Source organism: Psychrosphaera algicola, from assembly GCF_028401425.1.
GTDB lineage: Bacteria > Pseudomonadota > Gammaproteobacteria > Enterobacterales > Alteromonadaceae > Psychrosphaera > Psychrosphaera algicola.
The window spans coordinates 2,919,162-2,935,486 of record NZ_JAQOMS010000002.1; the positions used below are offsets into that span (position 1 = coordinate 2,919,162).

The window sequence follows — 16,325 nt, forward strand, 5'->3', positions numbered from 1 at the left end:
AAATAGGCCAAAAATGCCAGTTAAACCGTGATTATTGGACACTTAAAATGTGTTTTTAAGATTAAATTTCAGTTCTCAAAAGTACGACTATAATGACTATTTAGAAATGAAAATTTACTGGCAACCTGTAAAAGGAATTTTGTAGTGAAAAAGATATTAACAACAACATGTTGCATTATTTTGAGTTGGCAGGTGTACGGTGTAATTGTTGATGACAAAACCAAAACGGCGGCTCAGGCACATAAAGCAGAACAAGAAGCACAGTTAGCAAAATTTAAACTCGACAATCAGTTAGCGTTTAAATCTTACCGTGATGCATTTAGAGATGGCTTAGCCGAATATAAAGGTCGCGTGGAGCAAGTGTGGGGTTATGCCGACGTAAGTACTAATTCAAAATGGGTTCATTATTCCGATGACCTATCGGAAAAGCTGGTGATCGATTACGAAAACAATGCCATCGGTCTACAACGATCTGCAAATCAGTCACTCCCAGAAACTAAACAATTTATTGAAGATGCTCTGAAACAAAAAATTGGTGATAAGTCAGTGGCTGAATCACTAGGTATCGATATTGTCGACATTGATCAAATCGCAGAGCAGTTGATCAGTGACGCGAATTTGGCCGCCAGTGCCGAGTTTATTCGGTCGAACATAGACGATTTGAAAAAACTAAATCCCAACTGCAATTTCAATCAACTCAACTCAGTTTGCGAGAACAGAAAAAAGAACGTTCATACATTAAAGAAATAGATAAGGAGATTGCTAAGACCGAAAGCTTGTTACGATCTGGGAAAGCAGTTTCTAAAGATGTCATTGGTTCAAAAGTGTCTTTGCCAAATAAGCGAGTTGATCGGGCATTGCTATATAAAACAGATGTTAACAAGCAGGCAAAATATCACGGCCTGCCGGTATCTTTGATTTATGCCGTAATGGAAGTGGAATCGAGTTTTAATCCGCGAGCACAATCACCCATACCAGCGTTTGGTTTAATGCAAATTGTACCGACCACGGCTGGATTGGACGTCAATCGTCACTTACGCAAAAGCTCAGAAGCACCGTCCGCTAATGAGCTTTACCAACCACCCCAAAATGTGCTGTATGGCGCAACTTATTTGGCGATGTTATATCAAACCTATTTCAAAGATATTAAGAACCCGTTGAGTAAACACTATTGTGTTATAGCAGCCTATAATACAGGCATGGGAAATGTTTCGGCACTGTTTAGTCGCGATGGTACCAAAGACCTAAAAAAGCCGCCAATGTTATTAACAAACTGTCAGCACAACAAGTACACGATAAGATTAAGTCTAGAGCACACCCAGAGACAAAGCGATACATAACTAAAGTCCTTGACGCACAACATTATTTTGAACAAAACATGTAGACACCGTTGTTGGTCATATGGCTGACAAAGAGCGATTGTAAGATAGTGTTATGCAAGTTGTTATCGTACAAGTGACGGGATAGATGTTATCCAAAGAAAGAATAATCCAGTTTTTAATTGGTTAGCGTATTCATTCTGCGGCAGTTGGATTTCTAAATTCGATGACAAAATGGTTCATATTATTGTTTTTATTATGCAGAATAGTATTTAACAGTAATCGCCATGAAAAAATGTGCAAATTTAAGACAAAAAAGTGCATTGAAAAATGTAAACTTGTTGATTCAGCTGTATTGTAGAGATCGTTGGAAGGCGTAAACGCCAAAATATTGGATTGTCTAATGTGAAGTTAGACCTAAAAGGGGATAGAAATTGCGTGACCTCAAGAAATTAATCATTTTAGCAGCGTTGCTAATTACAGGGTTCGGCGTTTTTGCAAATGATAACGATGACTTACAACTGGAACCGTACGCTAAATCAGCAAAGCGGATCGGTAAGTTGGATTTTTACTTAACCTACCAATATTCCTTTAAATCCTCAGGTAACTTAAAGCATCTCAATGTCGATGTTGGCGAGCAGTTTAAAAAAGGGATTTGCTGGCTTCGGTTGATACCGATGAATTAAATTCTGAACTTAACTCTTTATTGGCTGAAAAAGCATTTGTTAATGAAGAGGTCAAACGCCTACTGACATTAAGAAAGCAAAATGCCGTATCAGCAAGTGAATACGAACGAAACAAATCACAATCTTCGCAATTAAAAGCCGCCATTATTAGAGTGCGTCAGCTACTTGAAGCGGCCTCGATTGTCGCACCGTACGATGGAATTGTTATTTCAAGATTGTTAGAACTTGGGGAATTCGCAGCGCTAGGGCAAACCATATTGGAAATTGCGCCAATTAAAGACAATCTAGTTATCAATGTTGACGTGTTAGGTAGTGAATTGAGGTATTTAAATTATGGTGTCGAACTGCCCGTTAGTGCCAGAGATAAATCAAATTCGCAACTGGCTAAAGTAAAAAACTGACATCAACACCTAATCAATTTACCGGCTTATATAACGTTAGTCTTGCGATCCAACCATATAAAAACATGGTCATTGGGACTCTATTTGATGTCGAACTTTCTGGCGAAAATCAGTTGGTTTTTCGTGTCCCTGCGCATCTGTTGAAAGTCGACTTTAATCAAACAGCCTTGATTAAAACTAAGTCAGATTCTGGCACTGTCAGTATGCAACGATTTAATATTGTTGATTTCACTCAAGATTACGTTTTAGTAGAACCAAACGGATTAACAACTCTTTCAATTATTAAATAAATGGATTAAGCCACGTGCTGTTAAAACTTGCTCAATATTTTGCCAACAATATACGACTACTTAATCTAATTATTTTAATGATTTTGTTATTGGGGACATCTGCTTTAGTTTCGATGCCAAAAGCAGAAGACCCACAATTTGACATGCCTATTAACGTGGTGGAAGTTATGGCACCGGGCATGTCGCCTAATTCGTTAGAAAGTGAAGTTGTCGGTCCAATCGAGCAGTCTCTAGGTCTTGTCGAAGACATTAAAACGATTGAAACGGAAATTAAACAAGGTGCAGTTACATTTACAATTAAATTTTTGCACGGTACTGCAGCGCCCAAAAGTTTTGACGATGTTGTAAATGCAGTAAATCGAGTTCGTTCTGATTTTCCAGAAACCGTCCGCAATATAATATTTGTTAAAGCATCTCCTATTACTGTTAATGCGGTGCAATTAGCGGTTTCTTCGCCAACAAACGATTGGCAAATGTTGAAACGCACGTCACAAAATTTACAAAAACGATTACAAGCCATACCAATTGTAAGACAGGCTGAAGTCTGGGGACTACCGTCACTTGTTGTTTCTATTAAAGCTGATACGGCAAAAATGCTGGAACACAATATTTCAATCGAAGATATAAGTCGTTCGCTCGCTGCAAATAGCCGAGCAGACCATGCGGGTTATATCGACAGCGATAATATGCGTTTTTCAATCAACCTGTCGGGTGAGTACACCAATTTTGAAGAACTAGCTGGCACGATTGTTAAGTCCGATGGCAATGGTCATGTGGTGTTATCAGACATTGCCGAGTTATCGTTAGCGCCTTTTAAACCAGACAATTTAAGTTACTTAAATCAACAACCTGTCGTATTTGTTACCGCCCAGCTCAAAATGGGTGAGAATATCTTTAATTTTGGTGAGTCAGTTCGTGCTGAAGTCTCTAAGTTTTTAGAAGCCTACCCAGAAGTTGACATTCAGACAACCTTTGACCAAGAATCCGGCGTTCAAAACCGCGTTAGTGGGTTTATGTTCGACTTGTTTTATGGCCTTCTACTGATACTTATTTGTTTGCTGTTTTTTATGGGACTCAAGCAATCTTTTTGGGTTTCACTGGCATTACCGCTGACAATATTTATTACTATTGTGATCATGAAAACCTTTGGTTTTGTACTACAACAAATGACCATCGCGGGACTAATTGTGTCACTGGGTTTGTTAGTCGACAACTCGCTTGTTGTGGTAGAGCAGTTTGCAAAACTAAAAGATCAGAGCCAATCTCGTTTGGACAAAATTAAACAAGTACTTTCAGAAGTCGGCATGCCGCTCGTCGCGGGCACACTAACTACAGTGTTTGCATTTTTACCTATGCTGCTTTTAAGCAGTGATACCGGCGACTTTATGCGAGCTTTGCCAGTTGCAGTTACCATAGCACTGGTTGCCTCTTTGTTTGTCGCACTCATTATCCTTCCTGCTTTGATTAGTGTATTTGGGGTGTCAAAACACTCTAAGTTAACCTTGTCTTATGTTCTTGATAAATTTGCCAATGGCCTATATTCAAGAGGGTTACATGGGATACTAAAATTACCTATTGTCGCCATTGTAATATTTATAGCAATTGCTGCTGGCTGTATCAGTTTATTCCCTCAAGTGGGTGTGAGTTTATTCCCGAAAGCGGAAAAAATATCATCGTAGTCAATGTCGAAACGCCTCAGTTTTCTTCGTTAAGTCATACTCAAGGCGTTGCGTTATCATTAAGCGAAGAGTTTGAAAAGTACCCTGACGTTACCGATGTCATGTTAACGGTCGGAAGCAGTAACCCAAGAATCTATTACAACCACATTCCCCGCAGAGGTGTGGTGAATTTTGCTCAAATCATGTTGTTAATTGACTCATATGAGCGAGAAAAAGTGCAGGGCGTAATTGCTAAAATTCGAACCGATTATGCAGATTTTGAAGCCGCGAAGGTCAATGTGTTTGAATTCCAACAGGGGCCTGTAACCGACAGACCTATTACCATTAGGTTCCTAGGTGACGATTTGGAACAATTAGCTGAACGCAGTCGCACGGTCGAAGCTTACTTAGAAAAGCAAAAGTTCGTGTTCGATATACGTAATATTTCAGCTAATGCGGGTTGGGCGTACGATGTTAGAGTTGATGAATATCTTGCAACTAAGTCGTCTATTTTTAGTGGTGATGTAGAGCAACAAGTTAGAAATCATTTAGATGGTGCTATCGTTGGCAACATGACCGATAGGTATGGCCAAGGTTATCCCATTGTCGTTAAGGGCAATGATATTGAACCAGAAGTGATAGACGATTTGTTAGTGGTAAACGCTCAAGGCATGGCCGTTCCATTAGGTGCGGTAGCGCGGGTTGAACTCAATAAGTTACAAGGACCATTTTACCATTACCAAAGAATGAGAATGAATAGTGTCTCTGCAGATGTATTACCGGGTGGAAATGTTGCCGAAATCACCGCTGGGCTTATCAGTTATCTTGATACCTTATCTTGGGATGATGGACTCTCTTATGTTGTCGGTGGTGAAGAAGAAGCCCGAAAAGAAAACTTCGGAGGACTGTCAGAAATCATGATACTTGTTGTGCTGTCTATATTTGTACTGTTGTTTGTGCAGTTTAATAGCTTTGCTCAGCCAGCGGTAATCATAAGTTTACTGCCAATCGCGTTTGCTGGTGGGGTCTTTGGTATGTTCATGACCGGTATCAGTTTTTCAATGATGGCATTTATTGGGTTAATAAGTTTAATCGGTATCATGGTCAACGACGCAATTATTGTGGTTGATGGCTTTAACCGAGGCATAAAAATGGCCTATCGGCTAGAACGCTATGGTGCAATCTGCGAGTAGTCGCTTCACACCAGTGATCTTAACGTCCTTAACAACTATAGTGGGCTTATTGCCTTTAACACTTTACGGTGGCGAGTTATGGCAACCAATGGGTACAGTTATCATTACTGGTCTATTGTTTACGACTCTGGCATCATTGGTTTGGGTTCCAGCATTGACCGTTTTAATATCAGGTCGAAATGCTAAAACACATAACGAAATTTCAAATAACGGAGTATCAGGTTAATGTACGAGGAGTATTTCGGGTTAAGTAAAAACCATTTCAACTTACCCCTGATCCAGAGATTTTTTCGCAAGTACTGGCCATCAAAAGGCGCTATCTTATCTGCAATATGGCTTGAGCCAAGGTGAGGGGTTCATTGTCATCACCGGTAATGTTGGTACAGGTAAAACGACTATCGCCAATCATTTGATCTCGCAATTAGAAGAAGAAAGTATCGTTGCTAAGCAGTTAGTAACCCCTAACTTATCGCCTGATGATCTAATAGTCGCTATCACTAAATTATTTCATTTACACCCAGAGGGCGACACTAAAGCGGCTCACATTGCTGAATTAACTGACTATATGCGTCGGTTAAATAGTTTAGGTCGTCGCTTGTTGTTGATCATCGACGAAGCGCAAAACTTACCGATTGAGTCAGTCGAAGAATTAAGAATGTTGTCTAATATTCAGGTGGATGGCAAAGCAATTATCCAAAGCTTCTTGCTAGGTCAAACTGAATTACAGGACATATTAAGCGCTCCTCAAATGGAGCAGTTTAGACAACGGGTTATCGCATCAGCAAGCCTGACGCCGTTATCTGAAGAAGAATTGTATAAATATATCGCCTATCGTATGCAAATGGCTGGCTGGGAAGGGCAACCACTATTTAGTGATGAAGCCGTCACTCGGATCCATGCATTCACAGAAGGTATTCCACGTAAAATAAACACTTTCTTAGATCGTGTTCTTCTTTATGCATTCATGGAAGAAAAGCGAAAAGTGGATATCGGCCTAATTGAAGAAGTGATTAAAGAAGTATCTGGGGAACTAAACCACCAAGACGATGGTAAAACTCAGAATATGGAAATCACCCAGACTGCAACGGGTACTAAGTTGAGTCGTGCAACGACGCAACCACAGAAGCAAGTTAATCAAGCACAGCAGCAAGCCATGAACTCTATAAAAGAGGAAGCGGTAAGCGACGCTGAAATGCAAGAAATTGCATTGGCTTATGAAGGTAATATGAAAACTGAGAAGTTGGAAACCTTGCTTGAGTCCGTTTTGATCATGAATAGACGTTCGGTGTTATTGCAGGGACAAATTTTAAAAGAACTGCGTAAAATGAACGAAAACGGCGGTAGTGACAAAGAAAGCTAATCTTGTTACGGGTATATAGCTTAAAATTAAAGTGAGGTTTTACCTCACTTTTTTATGGACACTTTAAAGCGTGTAAACTTGCCATTGGGGTGACTGGATAATTCTGAGGGCTAGTATTACTTCATTAAATGAAAAAAGGAGACATTGTCGTCTCCTTTATTTGTAACGAGTATCCCGTGCTGGAATGTGTTGTATGGTTTTACGCTATCAACGATAGGCCGTTTTCACACCAGCTGCGGATTGCCTGTTAATCAGGTTTGATGTCTTTGAGGTTATATTTTTCTATCAAAGAATATAGCGTTGGGCGTGTCACCCCAAGTAGCTCAGCGGTTCGCGATATGTTGTGTTTTGCCTGAGCAAATGCCATACGAATCGCCTTACCTTCTGCTTGTTCTCGAACGGCTTTTAAGTTGAGTTCCGTTATATCGTCTTCATCAGCTTCGTCGTAAAAGCCAAGGTCGTCAGCAGTAATCAGACTCGCATCAGAAATAATAACGGCGGATTTTAGTTTATTTTGTAATTCACGAATATTACCGGTCCATTCATGATTCAACATCGCTTTTATTGCGTCTTCAGAGAAGCCTCTGACGTTTTGCCCAAACTCTTTATTAAAGACATTCAAAAAGTGCTTCGCTAATACAACAACGTCGCCGCTTCGTTCGCGCAATGCCGGAAGTTCAATAGTAACTTCACCAACACGGTAGTATAAATCTTCACGGAATTTTTCTTGTTTGGCCATGTCCGGTAAATTTCTGTGCGTCGCACATATTACGCGAACATCAACACTTATCTCGCTGCGGCCGCCAACCCGTTCAATGACTCTTTCCTGAAGAAAACGAAGCATTTTAGCTTGCAGGTTTAAAGGCATGTCTCCTATCTCGTCAAGAAATAAGGTTCCACCATTGGCAAATTCTACTTTACCTTTTGTTTGTTTAGCCGCACCGGTAAAGGCACCTTTTTCATATCCAAATAGTTCACTTTCTAATAGGTTATCTGGAATAGAAGCACAGTTAATCGCAACAAATGGACCTCTAGCTCTTGGGCTAGCGTCGTGAATAGCGCGGGCAAAAACTTCTTTACCCGTTCCACTTTCACCTAACAATAAAGTTGTGATGTCAGCTTTCGCAATACGCTCAGAAAGCTTACAGGCTTTTTGAATCGCCGGACTTGACCCTATGATAGTACCAAAAGGGTTTTCACCGAGTTGGAGGTTTCTGTTTTCAGCTTCTAAATCGGCCACATGGAAAGCTCTGCCAATGATGATGGCTAAGGTATCCATTTCAACAGGCTTTTGATAAAAGTCGTATGCGCCAAGCTCTATTGCTTTTAATGCATTGGCTTTGTCTGAGTTGCCGGTGACACAAATGACTTTTGTGTTTGGGGCCAAAGTCATTATTTCTGAAAGTGTTGCAAGGCCTTCACTGGCATTGGCAGGATCGGGTGGAAGTCCTAAATCTAAAGTCACAACTTTAGGTTCATGGCGACGTAGTAGGGAAATTGCGGTTTGGCGATCTTCAGCAAATACCAATTCATATCCTTCTAAGCCCCACTTAAGTTGCTTCTGAATTCCTAAGTCATCTTCTACTATCAGTAACTTTTCCACTAGTCTTCCTTTTTAGGTATCGTTATCTTGAACGTACTGCCTTTGCCAACTTGGCTTGAAACTGTCAATGTTCCGTTGAGTTCCTCGACATAACTTTTTGCTTCATACACTCCAACGCCCATCCCAGCGTTTCCTTTGGTTGTGACAAATGGCGTGAATAATTGATTATTCATGAATTCAGTCGTCATGCCAACGCCTGTATCAGTAATTGTTAAAATATAATTATTGTCGACCTGATCCAGAGTCATTTTGACTTGCCCATCATCCGACGTTGCCTGTTGTGCGTTTTCAATAAGGTGGCCAACGATAGAGTAAAGCCTATCATAATCTGCAAAAACTGAAATAGGTTCAGAAGGTAATACCATATCCACTTGCGGAAGATTTCGATTGAAATCGTCACGAAGTTTAGCCGCAAAAGCATTAAGCTCAAATCGGGTTTCGCTTCCGCGCGTTTGTTGTTTTTCTTTAAGTTGAGACAACATCCGATCCATACGTTCTTTGGTGTGACCTAACGTTTCGAATGTATCGTCGATAAATTCAGGGTTGTCTCGATGTTTTTCGGCGTTTTTCACTATCATGCCTATTTGCGCTATGACATTTTTTAAATCATGAACGACAAACGCCGACATCCTATTGAAGGCGGCAAATTTAGCATTTTCTTCCAATTTAAGACGCGCTTCACCAAATCGAATGTAACTGCCGATTTGAGAGCTAATAACCGTCAGATAATCTCTAACTTCCCAATTAAGTGCTAGTTTTTCATTACCATAACTACTCAGTACAAAAACACCATGAAACTCATCGTTAATAAAGATAGGGATAATAATTTCAACATCAAACATAATTAAATGATTAATAAAATAGCCTCTAAATTCCACAGCATATTCCGCAGCACCAAAATCGGACACGTCAACAAACCATCTATTTTCCGCTAACTTGGTGGACAAATGCAGCAACTCATTAGTGGCGTTTTGGTTTAACGAAAAAAGATCTTTTGTTTTAAGTTCAAGCTGGCCATTTGTTAATTTGTAATAAGCTCCATGCGTATAATTTAGTGACTTACACAGGCCTTTCAAACCCACTTCATAAAAGTCGTCATCTGAGTTTTCAGCGTCTAAAGTCATGGTTAGACCTAGCCATTGTTCACGATAATCAAATTGATTAGCGTAAAAATGCTTTTGGATAAAGATACGAAAATACTTGCGAACCGACTCTGATATAAATATATAGGCCAAAAGCAATAAAGCCCCGGCAACAAATACGATTTGCACTACGCCCGACCATGCTTGACCTGACCGTTGAATGAAGTAGCCAGTCAAGGACATTAATAACAAATAGCCACCGGCGAATACCAATAACGAACTTTGCAAAACAACATCTCTGGAAATAAAGATCCTCAAATTCCAATTATCGACTCGCTTAATGGTCAGTAAAATAAAAGGCACGATGAGCACGTAGATAAAGGGTCTTGCAGAAAGGTAAACTGGGTCCAACGTATTTAGCAACAAAGCATTAGACATCATAATAAGGTGGTAAATATTTACGCTCGCCAATCCTAAAATGAACGGTCTATAACCCCAGCGATCGTTGTGGGCTGCGCGATATATTTGCTCAAGCAGGATCAATTGAATAATGGCGGTTAACAGGCTGGCACTAACTAACAATTTAAACTTCAGTTCAGGAGATAAACCTAAAAATGCAAAAGCCAAATTAAAGAGAATCGCCGCTACGATTACTGTGATGCTATATTTTTGTTTTAGAAAGCAAAAAAGTTTTTTGTGGAAGTATCAAGCATCGCCAGTAACAACAAGGTCCATGTTGTCATAAATAGCGACTCTAATAAGGGCCAGACTAAAAATGGGTTGCGAGTTAGCATGGTCGCGGCAAAAAGTGATGCGGCTCCCTAAGGCTGACGTACCTAAAAACGTAACCAGAAATACCGTTCTAAGAGTGCCTTTAGCCTTACTGGTAAATATGAGGGCAGAACTTGCAAGATAAAAGAAACAAACAAGAGCGAAACCAATATAAAGTACGATGTTCACCAGTAGTTTTCCAATTAAAAATATGAAGTTGTTAATATTGTCACAAAACGAATGCGAATAAAATTAACTAATCAATTGTGTCTTATTTAGTCATTTAAGTTGTCGACCAAATAAGACTTTTTCATCGTTAAAAGTCAGTATTTAGTACATTTATTGTGGTAAAAGTGCCCAAATGTAATCAGCTGGAATTGCATAGCTAATGCCGCTAGGGTCAGACAATACATGCTCTTTTGTGGATTTTACTTTTACACTATTTAATATCGCGATGACCCTACCGGATTCACTATCAACCACAGGGCTACCGCTGTTTCCCGGATACGCAGTGGCATCAAGTTGGTAAACAAACAATGGATTACGCAACTGTTTAATGACTTCAATCGTTAGCTGACTGGCATTATTTTGAGGAATGGCCATAGGAACATAAGCCGCGACATACCCCGTATGAACAGATTTATACAAACCAAGTACCGAACCTATCGGTAAACCGGCGATAAATATCTCAGAACCCGCGGGAGAGGAATATTTAGGTGTTGCAAGGGGCAAAGTCGGTAAGTGAGCTCGAATTTTTAATATTGCGACATCCGAGCGTTCATCTTGAGCGATAAGTTCCGCTTTATAAAACAGGGCGTCTTTACCTTCCCCGACATGGATAGATATTTCAGATTTTGCGTCATCAAACCCTTTGCCGTTGACCACGTGATGATTAGTGGCAATAAAGGATTCATTATTGTTTGTTGTTTTAACAACAAAGCCTGTCCCTCTCAGTTGATAACGCGGCGCACCAAGTGGGTTGTATATGCCGACGCCAACAATAGATTGTTTCGCTGTTTTGATAAGTGTCAGTTTCTTTTGCATATCATGGGCAAAAGCTACTTGGCTTATAAGCAATAAAAACAATGCTAAATATTTAGTCATTTTTGGGTATCCTGATTTTTAACAAAGTAAGATTTTCCAGCAAATGTTTCTACCACTTCACGATAAGCTTTTGTAAAAATATGTGGAATAAGCACTTTCATCGGCATTTTTGCAGCATGCCCTCGAATGTAGGCAAGAAGCAATCCCAGCTTGTTTATTGGGCCAGTCACTAAAGGGTGTTTCGGCGCAAGAGCGCCATGGAACACAAGGTCCCAGTATGCATTTTTTATTAGTGAAGCATGCTTTTTACTGAGTTTGCGATAAGTACTCTCGCATACGGTTGTGTTAAATAGTTTTTTGCAGTAACGCAGCGCCAGATAAAGTTCAAGGCTGAAATTTGATTCTGTAGCTAAGCTGTAAATATCTGCCCAATACTCTGCTGAGTGATGTTCGCTGATCAATAAACTAATATCATGAATATTGCGTAAGCCATGGTCGTAGTCTTCATTTAAAAATAGATGAACCGCACTATGTAATGTCATTGCACTAGGGCGCAATACGTTCATATCAGCTACCGGAATGGCATCTTTGACAAATAATTCAATGTTCGGTGCTCTACCCGAAATTATAGGGACCAAGTTATGATGCAAGTCGATTACCGTACCACGGCTTGAATGCATCAATGGTGGGATTTCATGGCTCCACTCTCGATAATATTTATCGTCATAATCATTAACTTCTTTGCCAGTCCAACCATAGGTATTAAGGACTTTTTCAAAGCTGTCAATTTTGTCTTTTGCGGCTAATAAATCAATGTCGCCGTAGGTCCTACCTTCGCTAGCAAGGTTGTTCATCACAGAATAGGCCGCGCCCTTTAGCAAAATAAGTTGCTGACTAGACTGACCTAAAAGGCGAGCTAATTCGGCAATTTCAAACTTTACACTTTGGCTTTGGCGAATAGCTATTTTTATTGAGTTGCCTAAATGAACGTCGAGGTGTGCAGATATTTCATCGTCACTTAAAGCAATATTTTGTCGTTTAAAATTAATTGCAAAACGAGCGAGTAGTTGTTCTTTTCTCAAAACTTTAATGAGTATTTGCCAGTTAAGTTTAGACAAACTTGCGGCCTGAGCCGGATCATTAAGTAGCGAAATTATGTCTTTAGCTTTCAAAAGAACCTCTTCATCTAAAAACTTCTCAACTTCTTTAACATCGTTGTAAACGATTTCGTAGCAGTCTACTTTTTCGATTATTTGAATGATTGTTTCAAAACCTTCAACGCCCAATAAACTAAAGTTAAACGCATTTTCGGCTAGTTGCATAAAAGCTTGGGTTTTGGTCAGGGCGTAAACTTCCAGCTCGACATCTGGGTCATATCTTGGGAAGACCACTGATTTTATTTCAGCTCGTGTTTTACGTTGCTCCCAACTAAATTTCGATGGGCTAACATGTACTACATCGCCTTTATGGGTGTTCCCTGCAATTGTTGAAACGGCGACTTCCGGAAACCATTGTTGTACTAGTTGGCCTGATCTATTTTTTAAACAAATAGGTCGAACAAACGGAATCGCTTCAAGTGTCTCAGGGTCGATTAGAGCCATTTCATCAGAAAGTAAACGCCATGATGTTTGTCCCTGTAGATAAGCGGTTAAGGTACTTTTGCCGCTGTAAGAGGCGCAGGGAAAAGTACGGCTTTGTTATTTTTGGCGACAATACCCGAGTGAATAATTAAGTAATTAAATATGTTACTCGCAATAACATAATTCATGCCCCATTCTAAGTTTGCATAGGCATGACCAATGGGCAAGCCTAAAAACGGTTCGAACTGGTCAAATTTAAAGGAACATTGAGGTTTAATATATTTCCGAACTAAGCCACTGTAATCAATAGAAACATCGTAGTCAGCCAAAGAATTATCATCAACTGACGTTAATAATTGAGGAGGGTATAACTTAGTTAGATTGTCGATTACTAGTGGGATTGTGGTTTGGATATTTAATTTAAATGGCGCCACTTCTAATTGAAAGTGCATTTAACTATCCTAAGTAGATTGAATAAATCGCTTTTCAAGTAACAAACTAACGATGTTATTAATCTCGTTAGTTTGGTTACTCAATAAAACATCAGTGGTGCATGCATACGCTAAAGACTCGCCTGTTTCAGTATGAAATAAAACACACCCAGACCCATCTGAAAAATCATGAGCCTCGACAAAGTCTGAAAAACTAAACATTAATCAACTTATACAGGATTTTGATCAATTAGCTGCGCAAGTGCACGACCTAATGCGCCAGCACCATTTATATTTCGCATATTAATTAAGTTATCTGCAAAATCGGCTATTGTTGCAAAAGGGCCACCATAGGCAGAAAGCACAGGATAGTTAATTCCATATTGGCCATGGTAAAGCGCGTTCAGATACATGGTCACCATTTGCGCATTTACATTGTCTGGTCCTGAAAAATCAAAATACGGGTAATCCTTACCATATTGATGTTCTTTACGGTATTTTCCTGTACACGTTTTGTTAATACTTCTGTCAGTAATGAATGGCTTAGAATTGCTTCTATTGTTCAAATAAACGCCGCTGTTACCTTCACTTTTAACGCAGTATTTTAACGTTGGGTGCCAATCAATGTAAGAGCCGTTAGAACTACGCTTAACAATAATATTGTTAAGGTTATCATCTACTGGATAGGCATTAAACGCATCTTTAAATGCTTTGTTTTTATCACTGCTGTCAATATTGCTTAAGTGGTTTTTCCAATAGCCGTGCGAACGTAAACACACAGCGTTACTTGAAGACCAGTCTGACGAACCACCAGAGGCGATTATTGAGCCGGCGATATTGCCACCAGTTGCCCAAACAGATTTTGCAGGTAATGATGCGATCAGAATTCCGGCTGAACTTTTTGTTAAAAACTTCCTTCTAGAAGAAACCTTTTTTCTACTGGATTTTCATTGCTTGCTTTCATGACTTCAATACCTAATTTTGTTACAGCGCACGACCCCGTATTATAATCGGGCCTGCTTGATAAATAAACAGTTCTAATGGATTAATATAAGCAATTTACGAACCAAGATGCAACCCCTTGTATTTTAAGGGTATTTAAGGCCTCGCTTTTGCCGGTGTAAAATTAGCTGACACTAGTCAAAATGGTGCCGCAGGGCAAAAATACACTTATTTGTTTAGATTGCTCTAATTAGCCATAAAGCTATTTATTTAGTTCATTTTGATGCCTATACTAAAAGTCTTACATTACTTCATTTGTGCTACGGAAATTCAACTTGAAACTCTTAAAGCGGTTCATAAACACACCTATTATAGGCACTTTAGTAAAGGCTATCATTCAGAAAAAAGCTAATTCTGAAGCAATAAGTATAGCAAACCATTTTTCTGAATTTCTACAACCTGTTTTGGCAATCAGTGAGCAACAAGTTAGTCATTCATTTCAAATACGCCACAACGTATATTGCGAAGAGCTAAAATTTGAGCCGGAGTATCCTGACAAACAAGAAAAGGATGACTTTGACATCCAGTCGTTCCATTGTTTAATTCAACATAAAGCGACAGAGCGATACGCTGGAACCGTTAGAATTGTTTGTAGCACTGCTAATGATGAATTGCTACCACTTGAAAAATATTGCTTAGATTCTATCGACCACGACACACTAAACCCCAAATTGTTTCCAAGAAATGAAATATGCGAAATATCTAGGTTAGCGGTTCCTGAGGAGTTTAGACGAAGAAAAACCGATAAATTTGCCGGTGCTGCAACAGGTGCAATTAATGTTGACAGCTATTCTGAGGAAGAACTGCGATGCTTTCCATTTATCGCTGTAGGTTTGTACCTGTCGGCTGCAAGTGTTGTAGTAGAAAAAGGGATCAAGCACGTCTTTGTCATGATGGAGCCAAGATTAGCGCGAAGCATGAGATTTGTCGGAATCGAATTTCAACAAATTGGTCCCGTTGTCGAATACCACGGTAAGCGCGCTCCGTATTACATTGACCCATTTTCGTTATACAAAACATTATCACCAGGCTTTAAGTTGTTATTCGCCAATATAGAACAGCAATTTAAAGAAGCGTAAATTGGAGGCAAACCAATTGCTGGTTGAAATTGGGTTTTTTATTAAAAAATTGGTAGGGGAATTATTAATGCCCATACCAATTTGTATGGCAATTATTTTGTGCGGGCTTTATCTATATAAAAGAAATAAAATGGCAATGGCGCGCAAATTACTTATTGCCAGTGCGTTATTAGTTACGTTCTTCTCTTTACCAATAACAAGTCAACTTTTGATCCGCCCATTAGAACTGTCTTACCCAAAACTGCCAATTGAAGATCCTAATTATCTGGCCACTGTAAAACCAGCTTATGTTGTGGTCATGGGATGTTGGCATAGTGACAATCAATTGCTGCCACTTGTGGCACAAATTCATCAATGTAGTCTGCCGCGAATTATTCAAGCGGTGCAAATGTGGCATCAATACCCCACGCTTAAAATCATATTTTCTGGTTACGCGGCAATGGATGATAAAAAATCAGATCCTGCCATTAATGCCGAGCTCGCAGTGGGGCTCGGTGTGCCGTTATCTAACATAGTGTTAATCGAAGGGCCAAAAGACTCTTTAGACGAAGTCCTCGCCCATAAAAAGGTTGTTGAGACGAGTAACTTTATTGTGGTGTCTAGTGCTACACATATAAAGCGGTTAGATTATCTCTATCGTAGTAACAATCTTAGCCCAATATTTTCACCCGCCGAATATGTATCAGGCTATGGTGAATTGTCGTGGCGTTCTTTTGTTCCAAACGCTTCCTCGATATACCAAAGTGAGCGAGCTATATATGAATATCTCGGTTTGTTATGGGTCACAATCAAAAGTGTTGTTTAAACACGATAGATATCTGACTCA

The 16,325-nt window shown here is 39.6% G+C and carries 17 protein-coding genes and 1 pseudogene; 10 read left to right on the forward strand and 8 right to left on the reverse strand.

Going from position 1 to position 16,325, the window contains the following annotated elements:
- Positions 1–144: 144 nt before the first annotated feature.
- The 8 genes and pseudogenes from PN838_RS15980 (at position 145) to PN838_RS16015 (ending at position 6,907) form a co-directional block, all read left to right on the forward strand.
- Positions 145–750: a hypothetical protein gene (locus PN838_RS15980; protein ID WP_272181295.1), complete on the forward strand. Its 606-nt coding sequence runs from the start codon at positions 145–147 to the stop codon at positions 748–750.
- 26 nt (positions 751–776) lie between these two features.
- On the forward strand, positions 777–1,340 hold the full coding sequence (locus tag PN838_RS15985) for a transglycosylase SLT domain-containing protein (protein ID WP_272181296.1): 564 nt from the start codon (positions 777–779) through the stop codon (positions 1,338–1,340).
- 413 nt (positions 1,341–1,753) lie between these two features.
- Complete coding sequence (locus PN838_RS15990; protein ID WP_272181297.1) at positions 1,754–2,005, forward strand: hypothetical protein; 252 nt, start codon at positions 1,754–1,756, stop codon at positions 2,003–2,005.
- Complete coding sequence (locus tag PN838_RS15995) at positions 1,975–2,406, forward strand: efflux RND transporter periplasmic adaptor subunit (protein ID WP_272181298.1); 432 nt, start codon at positions 1,975–1,977, stop codon at positions 2,404–2,406. The genes PN838_RS15990 and PN838_RS15995 overlap by 31 nt, the downstream gene beginning before the upstream one ends.
- 65 nt (positions 2,407–2,471) lie before the next feature.
- Positions 2,472–2,696: a hypothetical protein gene (locus tag PN838_RS16000; protein ID WP_272181299.1), complete on the forward strand. Its 225-nt coding sequence runs from the start codon at positions 2,472–2,474 to the stop codon at positions 2,694–2,696.
- A 113-nt stretch (positions 2,697–2,809) separates the two neighbouring features.
- A pseudogene (locus PN838_RS16005) lies at positions 2,810–5,547 on the forward strand (efflux RND transporter permease subunit).
- Positions 5,528–5,773, forward strand: coding sequence for an efflux RND transporter permease subunit (locus tag PN838_RS16010; protein ID WP_272181300.1), 246 nt, complete (start codon positions 5,528–5,530; stop codon positions 5,771–5,773). The pseudogene PN838_RS16005 and the gene PN838_RS16010 overlap by 20 nt, the downstream one beginning before the upstream one ends.
- 111 nt (positions 5,774–5,884) lie before the next feature.
- Positions 5,885–6,907 (forward strand): ExeA family protein, encoded by a 1,023-nt coding sequence (locus tag PN838_RS16015; protein WP_272181301.1) that lies wholly within the window; start codon positions 5,885–5,887, stop codon positions 6,905–6,907.
- Between the two features lie 247 nt (positions 6,908–7,154).
- On the opposite strand, the gene prsR is transcribed toward PN838_RS16015, so the two are convergent.
- The 8 genes from prsR to PN838_RS16055 all read right to left on the reverse strand — a co-directional run bounded on the left by prsR (position 7,155) and on the right by PN838_RS16055 (position 14,197).
- Complete coding sequence (gene prsR / locus PN838_RS16020) at positions 7,155–8,510, reverse strand: PEP-CTERM-box response regulator transcription factor (protein WP_215961922.1); 1,356 nt, start codon at positions 8,508–8,510, stop codon at positions 7,155–7,157.
- Positions 8,510–10,252, reverse strand: coding sequence for an XrtA/PEP-CTERM system histidine kinase PrsK (prsK, locus tag PN838_RS16025; protein ID WP_334313529.1), 1,743 nt, complete (start codon positions 10,250–10,252; stop codon positions 8,510–8,512). The genes prsR and prsK overlap by 1 nt, the downstream gene beginning before the upstream one ends.
- Positions 10,253–10,297: 45 nt before the next feature.
- Complete coding sequence (locus tag PN838_RS16030) at positions 10,298–10,552, reverse strand: hypothetical protein (protein ID WP_272181302.1); 255 nt, start codon at positions 10,550–10,552, stop codon at positions 10,298–10,300.
- A 150-nt stretch (positions 10,553–10,702) separates the two neighbouring features.
- A complete protein-coding gene (locus tag PN838_RS16035; protein ID WP_272181303.1) occupies positions 10,703–11,467 on the reverse strand; it encodes a S1 family peptidase in 765 nt (254 codons plus the stop codon).
- Positions 11,464–13,008 carry a nucleotidyltransferase domain-containing protein gene (locus PN838_RS16040; protein WP_272181304.1) on the reverse strand — a complete coding sequence of 515 codons (1,545 nt, stop codon included), beginning with the start codon at positions 13,006–13,008 and terminating at the stop codon, positions 11,464–11,466. The genes PN838_RS16035 and PN838_RS16040 overlap by 4 nt, the downstream gene beginning before the upstream one ends.
- Before the next feature lie 47 nt (positions 13,009–13,055).
- The gene (locus tag PN838_RS16045) at positions 13,056–13,439 is read right to left on the reverse strand and encodes a hypothetical protein (RefSeq protein ID WP_272181305.1); all 384 of its coding nucleotides are present in this window, start codon (positions 13,437–13,439) and stop codon (positions 13,056–13,058) included.
- A 9-nt stretch (positions 13,440–13,448) separates the two neighbouring features.
- Complete coding sequence (locus PN838_RS16050) at positions 13,449–13,640, reverse strand: hypothetical protein (RefSeq protein WP_215961927.1); 192 nt, start codon at positions 13,638–13,640, stop codon at positions 13,449–13,451.
- Positions 13,641–13,648: 8 nt separating this feature from the next.
- Positions 13,649–14,197: a hypothetical protein gene (locus PN838_RS16055; protein WP_272181306.1), complete on the reverse strand. Its 549-nt coding sequence runs from the start codon at positions 14,195–14,197 to the stop codon at positions 13,649–13,651.
- 498 nt (positions 14,198–14,695) lie between these two features.
- Between PN838_RS16055 and PN838_RS16060 the strand changes: the two genes are divergently transcribed.
- Together PN838_RS16060 and PN838_RS16065 are read left to right on the forward strand one after the other, a co-directional pair.
- Positions 14,696–15,499 (forward strand): PEP-CTERM/exosortase system-associated acyltransferase, encoded by an 804-nt coding sequence (locus PN838_RS16060; RefSeq protein ID WP_215961929.1) that lies wholly within the window; start codon positions 14,696–14,698, stop codon positions 15,497–15,499.
- Between the two features lie 67 nt (positions 15,500–15,566).
- On the forward strand, positions 15,567–16,304 hold the full coding sequence (locus tag PN838_RS16065; protein ID WP_272181307.1) for an ElyC/SanA/YdcF family protein: 738 nt from the start codon (positions 15,567–15,569) through the stop codon (positions 16,302–16,304).
- Positions 16,305–16,325: the final 21 nt, after the last annotated feature.

Coding starts and splice junctions, on each gene's coding strand:
- PN838_RS16010 (WP_272181300.1), top strand. CDS start 5,528: ATGGTGCAATCTGCGAGTAGTCGCTTCACACCAGTGATCTTAACGTCC.
- PN838_RS16040 (WP_272181304.1), bottom strand. CDS start 13,008: ATGGCTCTAATCGACCCTGAGACACTTGAAGCGATTCCGTTTGTTCGA.
- PN838_RS16035 (WP_272181303.1), bottom strand. CDS start 11,467: ATGACTAAATATTTAGCATTGTTTTTATTGCTTATAAGCCAAGTAGCT.
- PN838_RS16065 (WP_272181307.1), top strand. CDS start 15,567: ATGCCCATACCAATTTGTATGGCAATTATTTTGTGCGGGCTTTATCTA.
- PN838_RS16045 (WP_272181305.1), bottom strand. CDS start 13,439: ATGCACTTTCAATTAGAAGTGGCGCCATTTAAATTAAATATCCAAACC.
- PN838_RS16050 (WP_215961927.1), bottom strand. CDS start 13,640: ATGTTTAGTTTTTCAGACTTTGTCGAGGCTCATGATTTTTCAGATGGG.
- PN838_RS16000 (WP_272181299.1), top strand. CDS start 2,472: ATGGTCATTGGGACTCTATTTGATGTCGAACTTTCTGGCGAAAATCAG.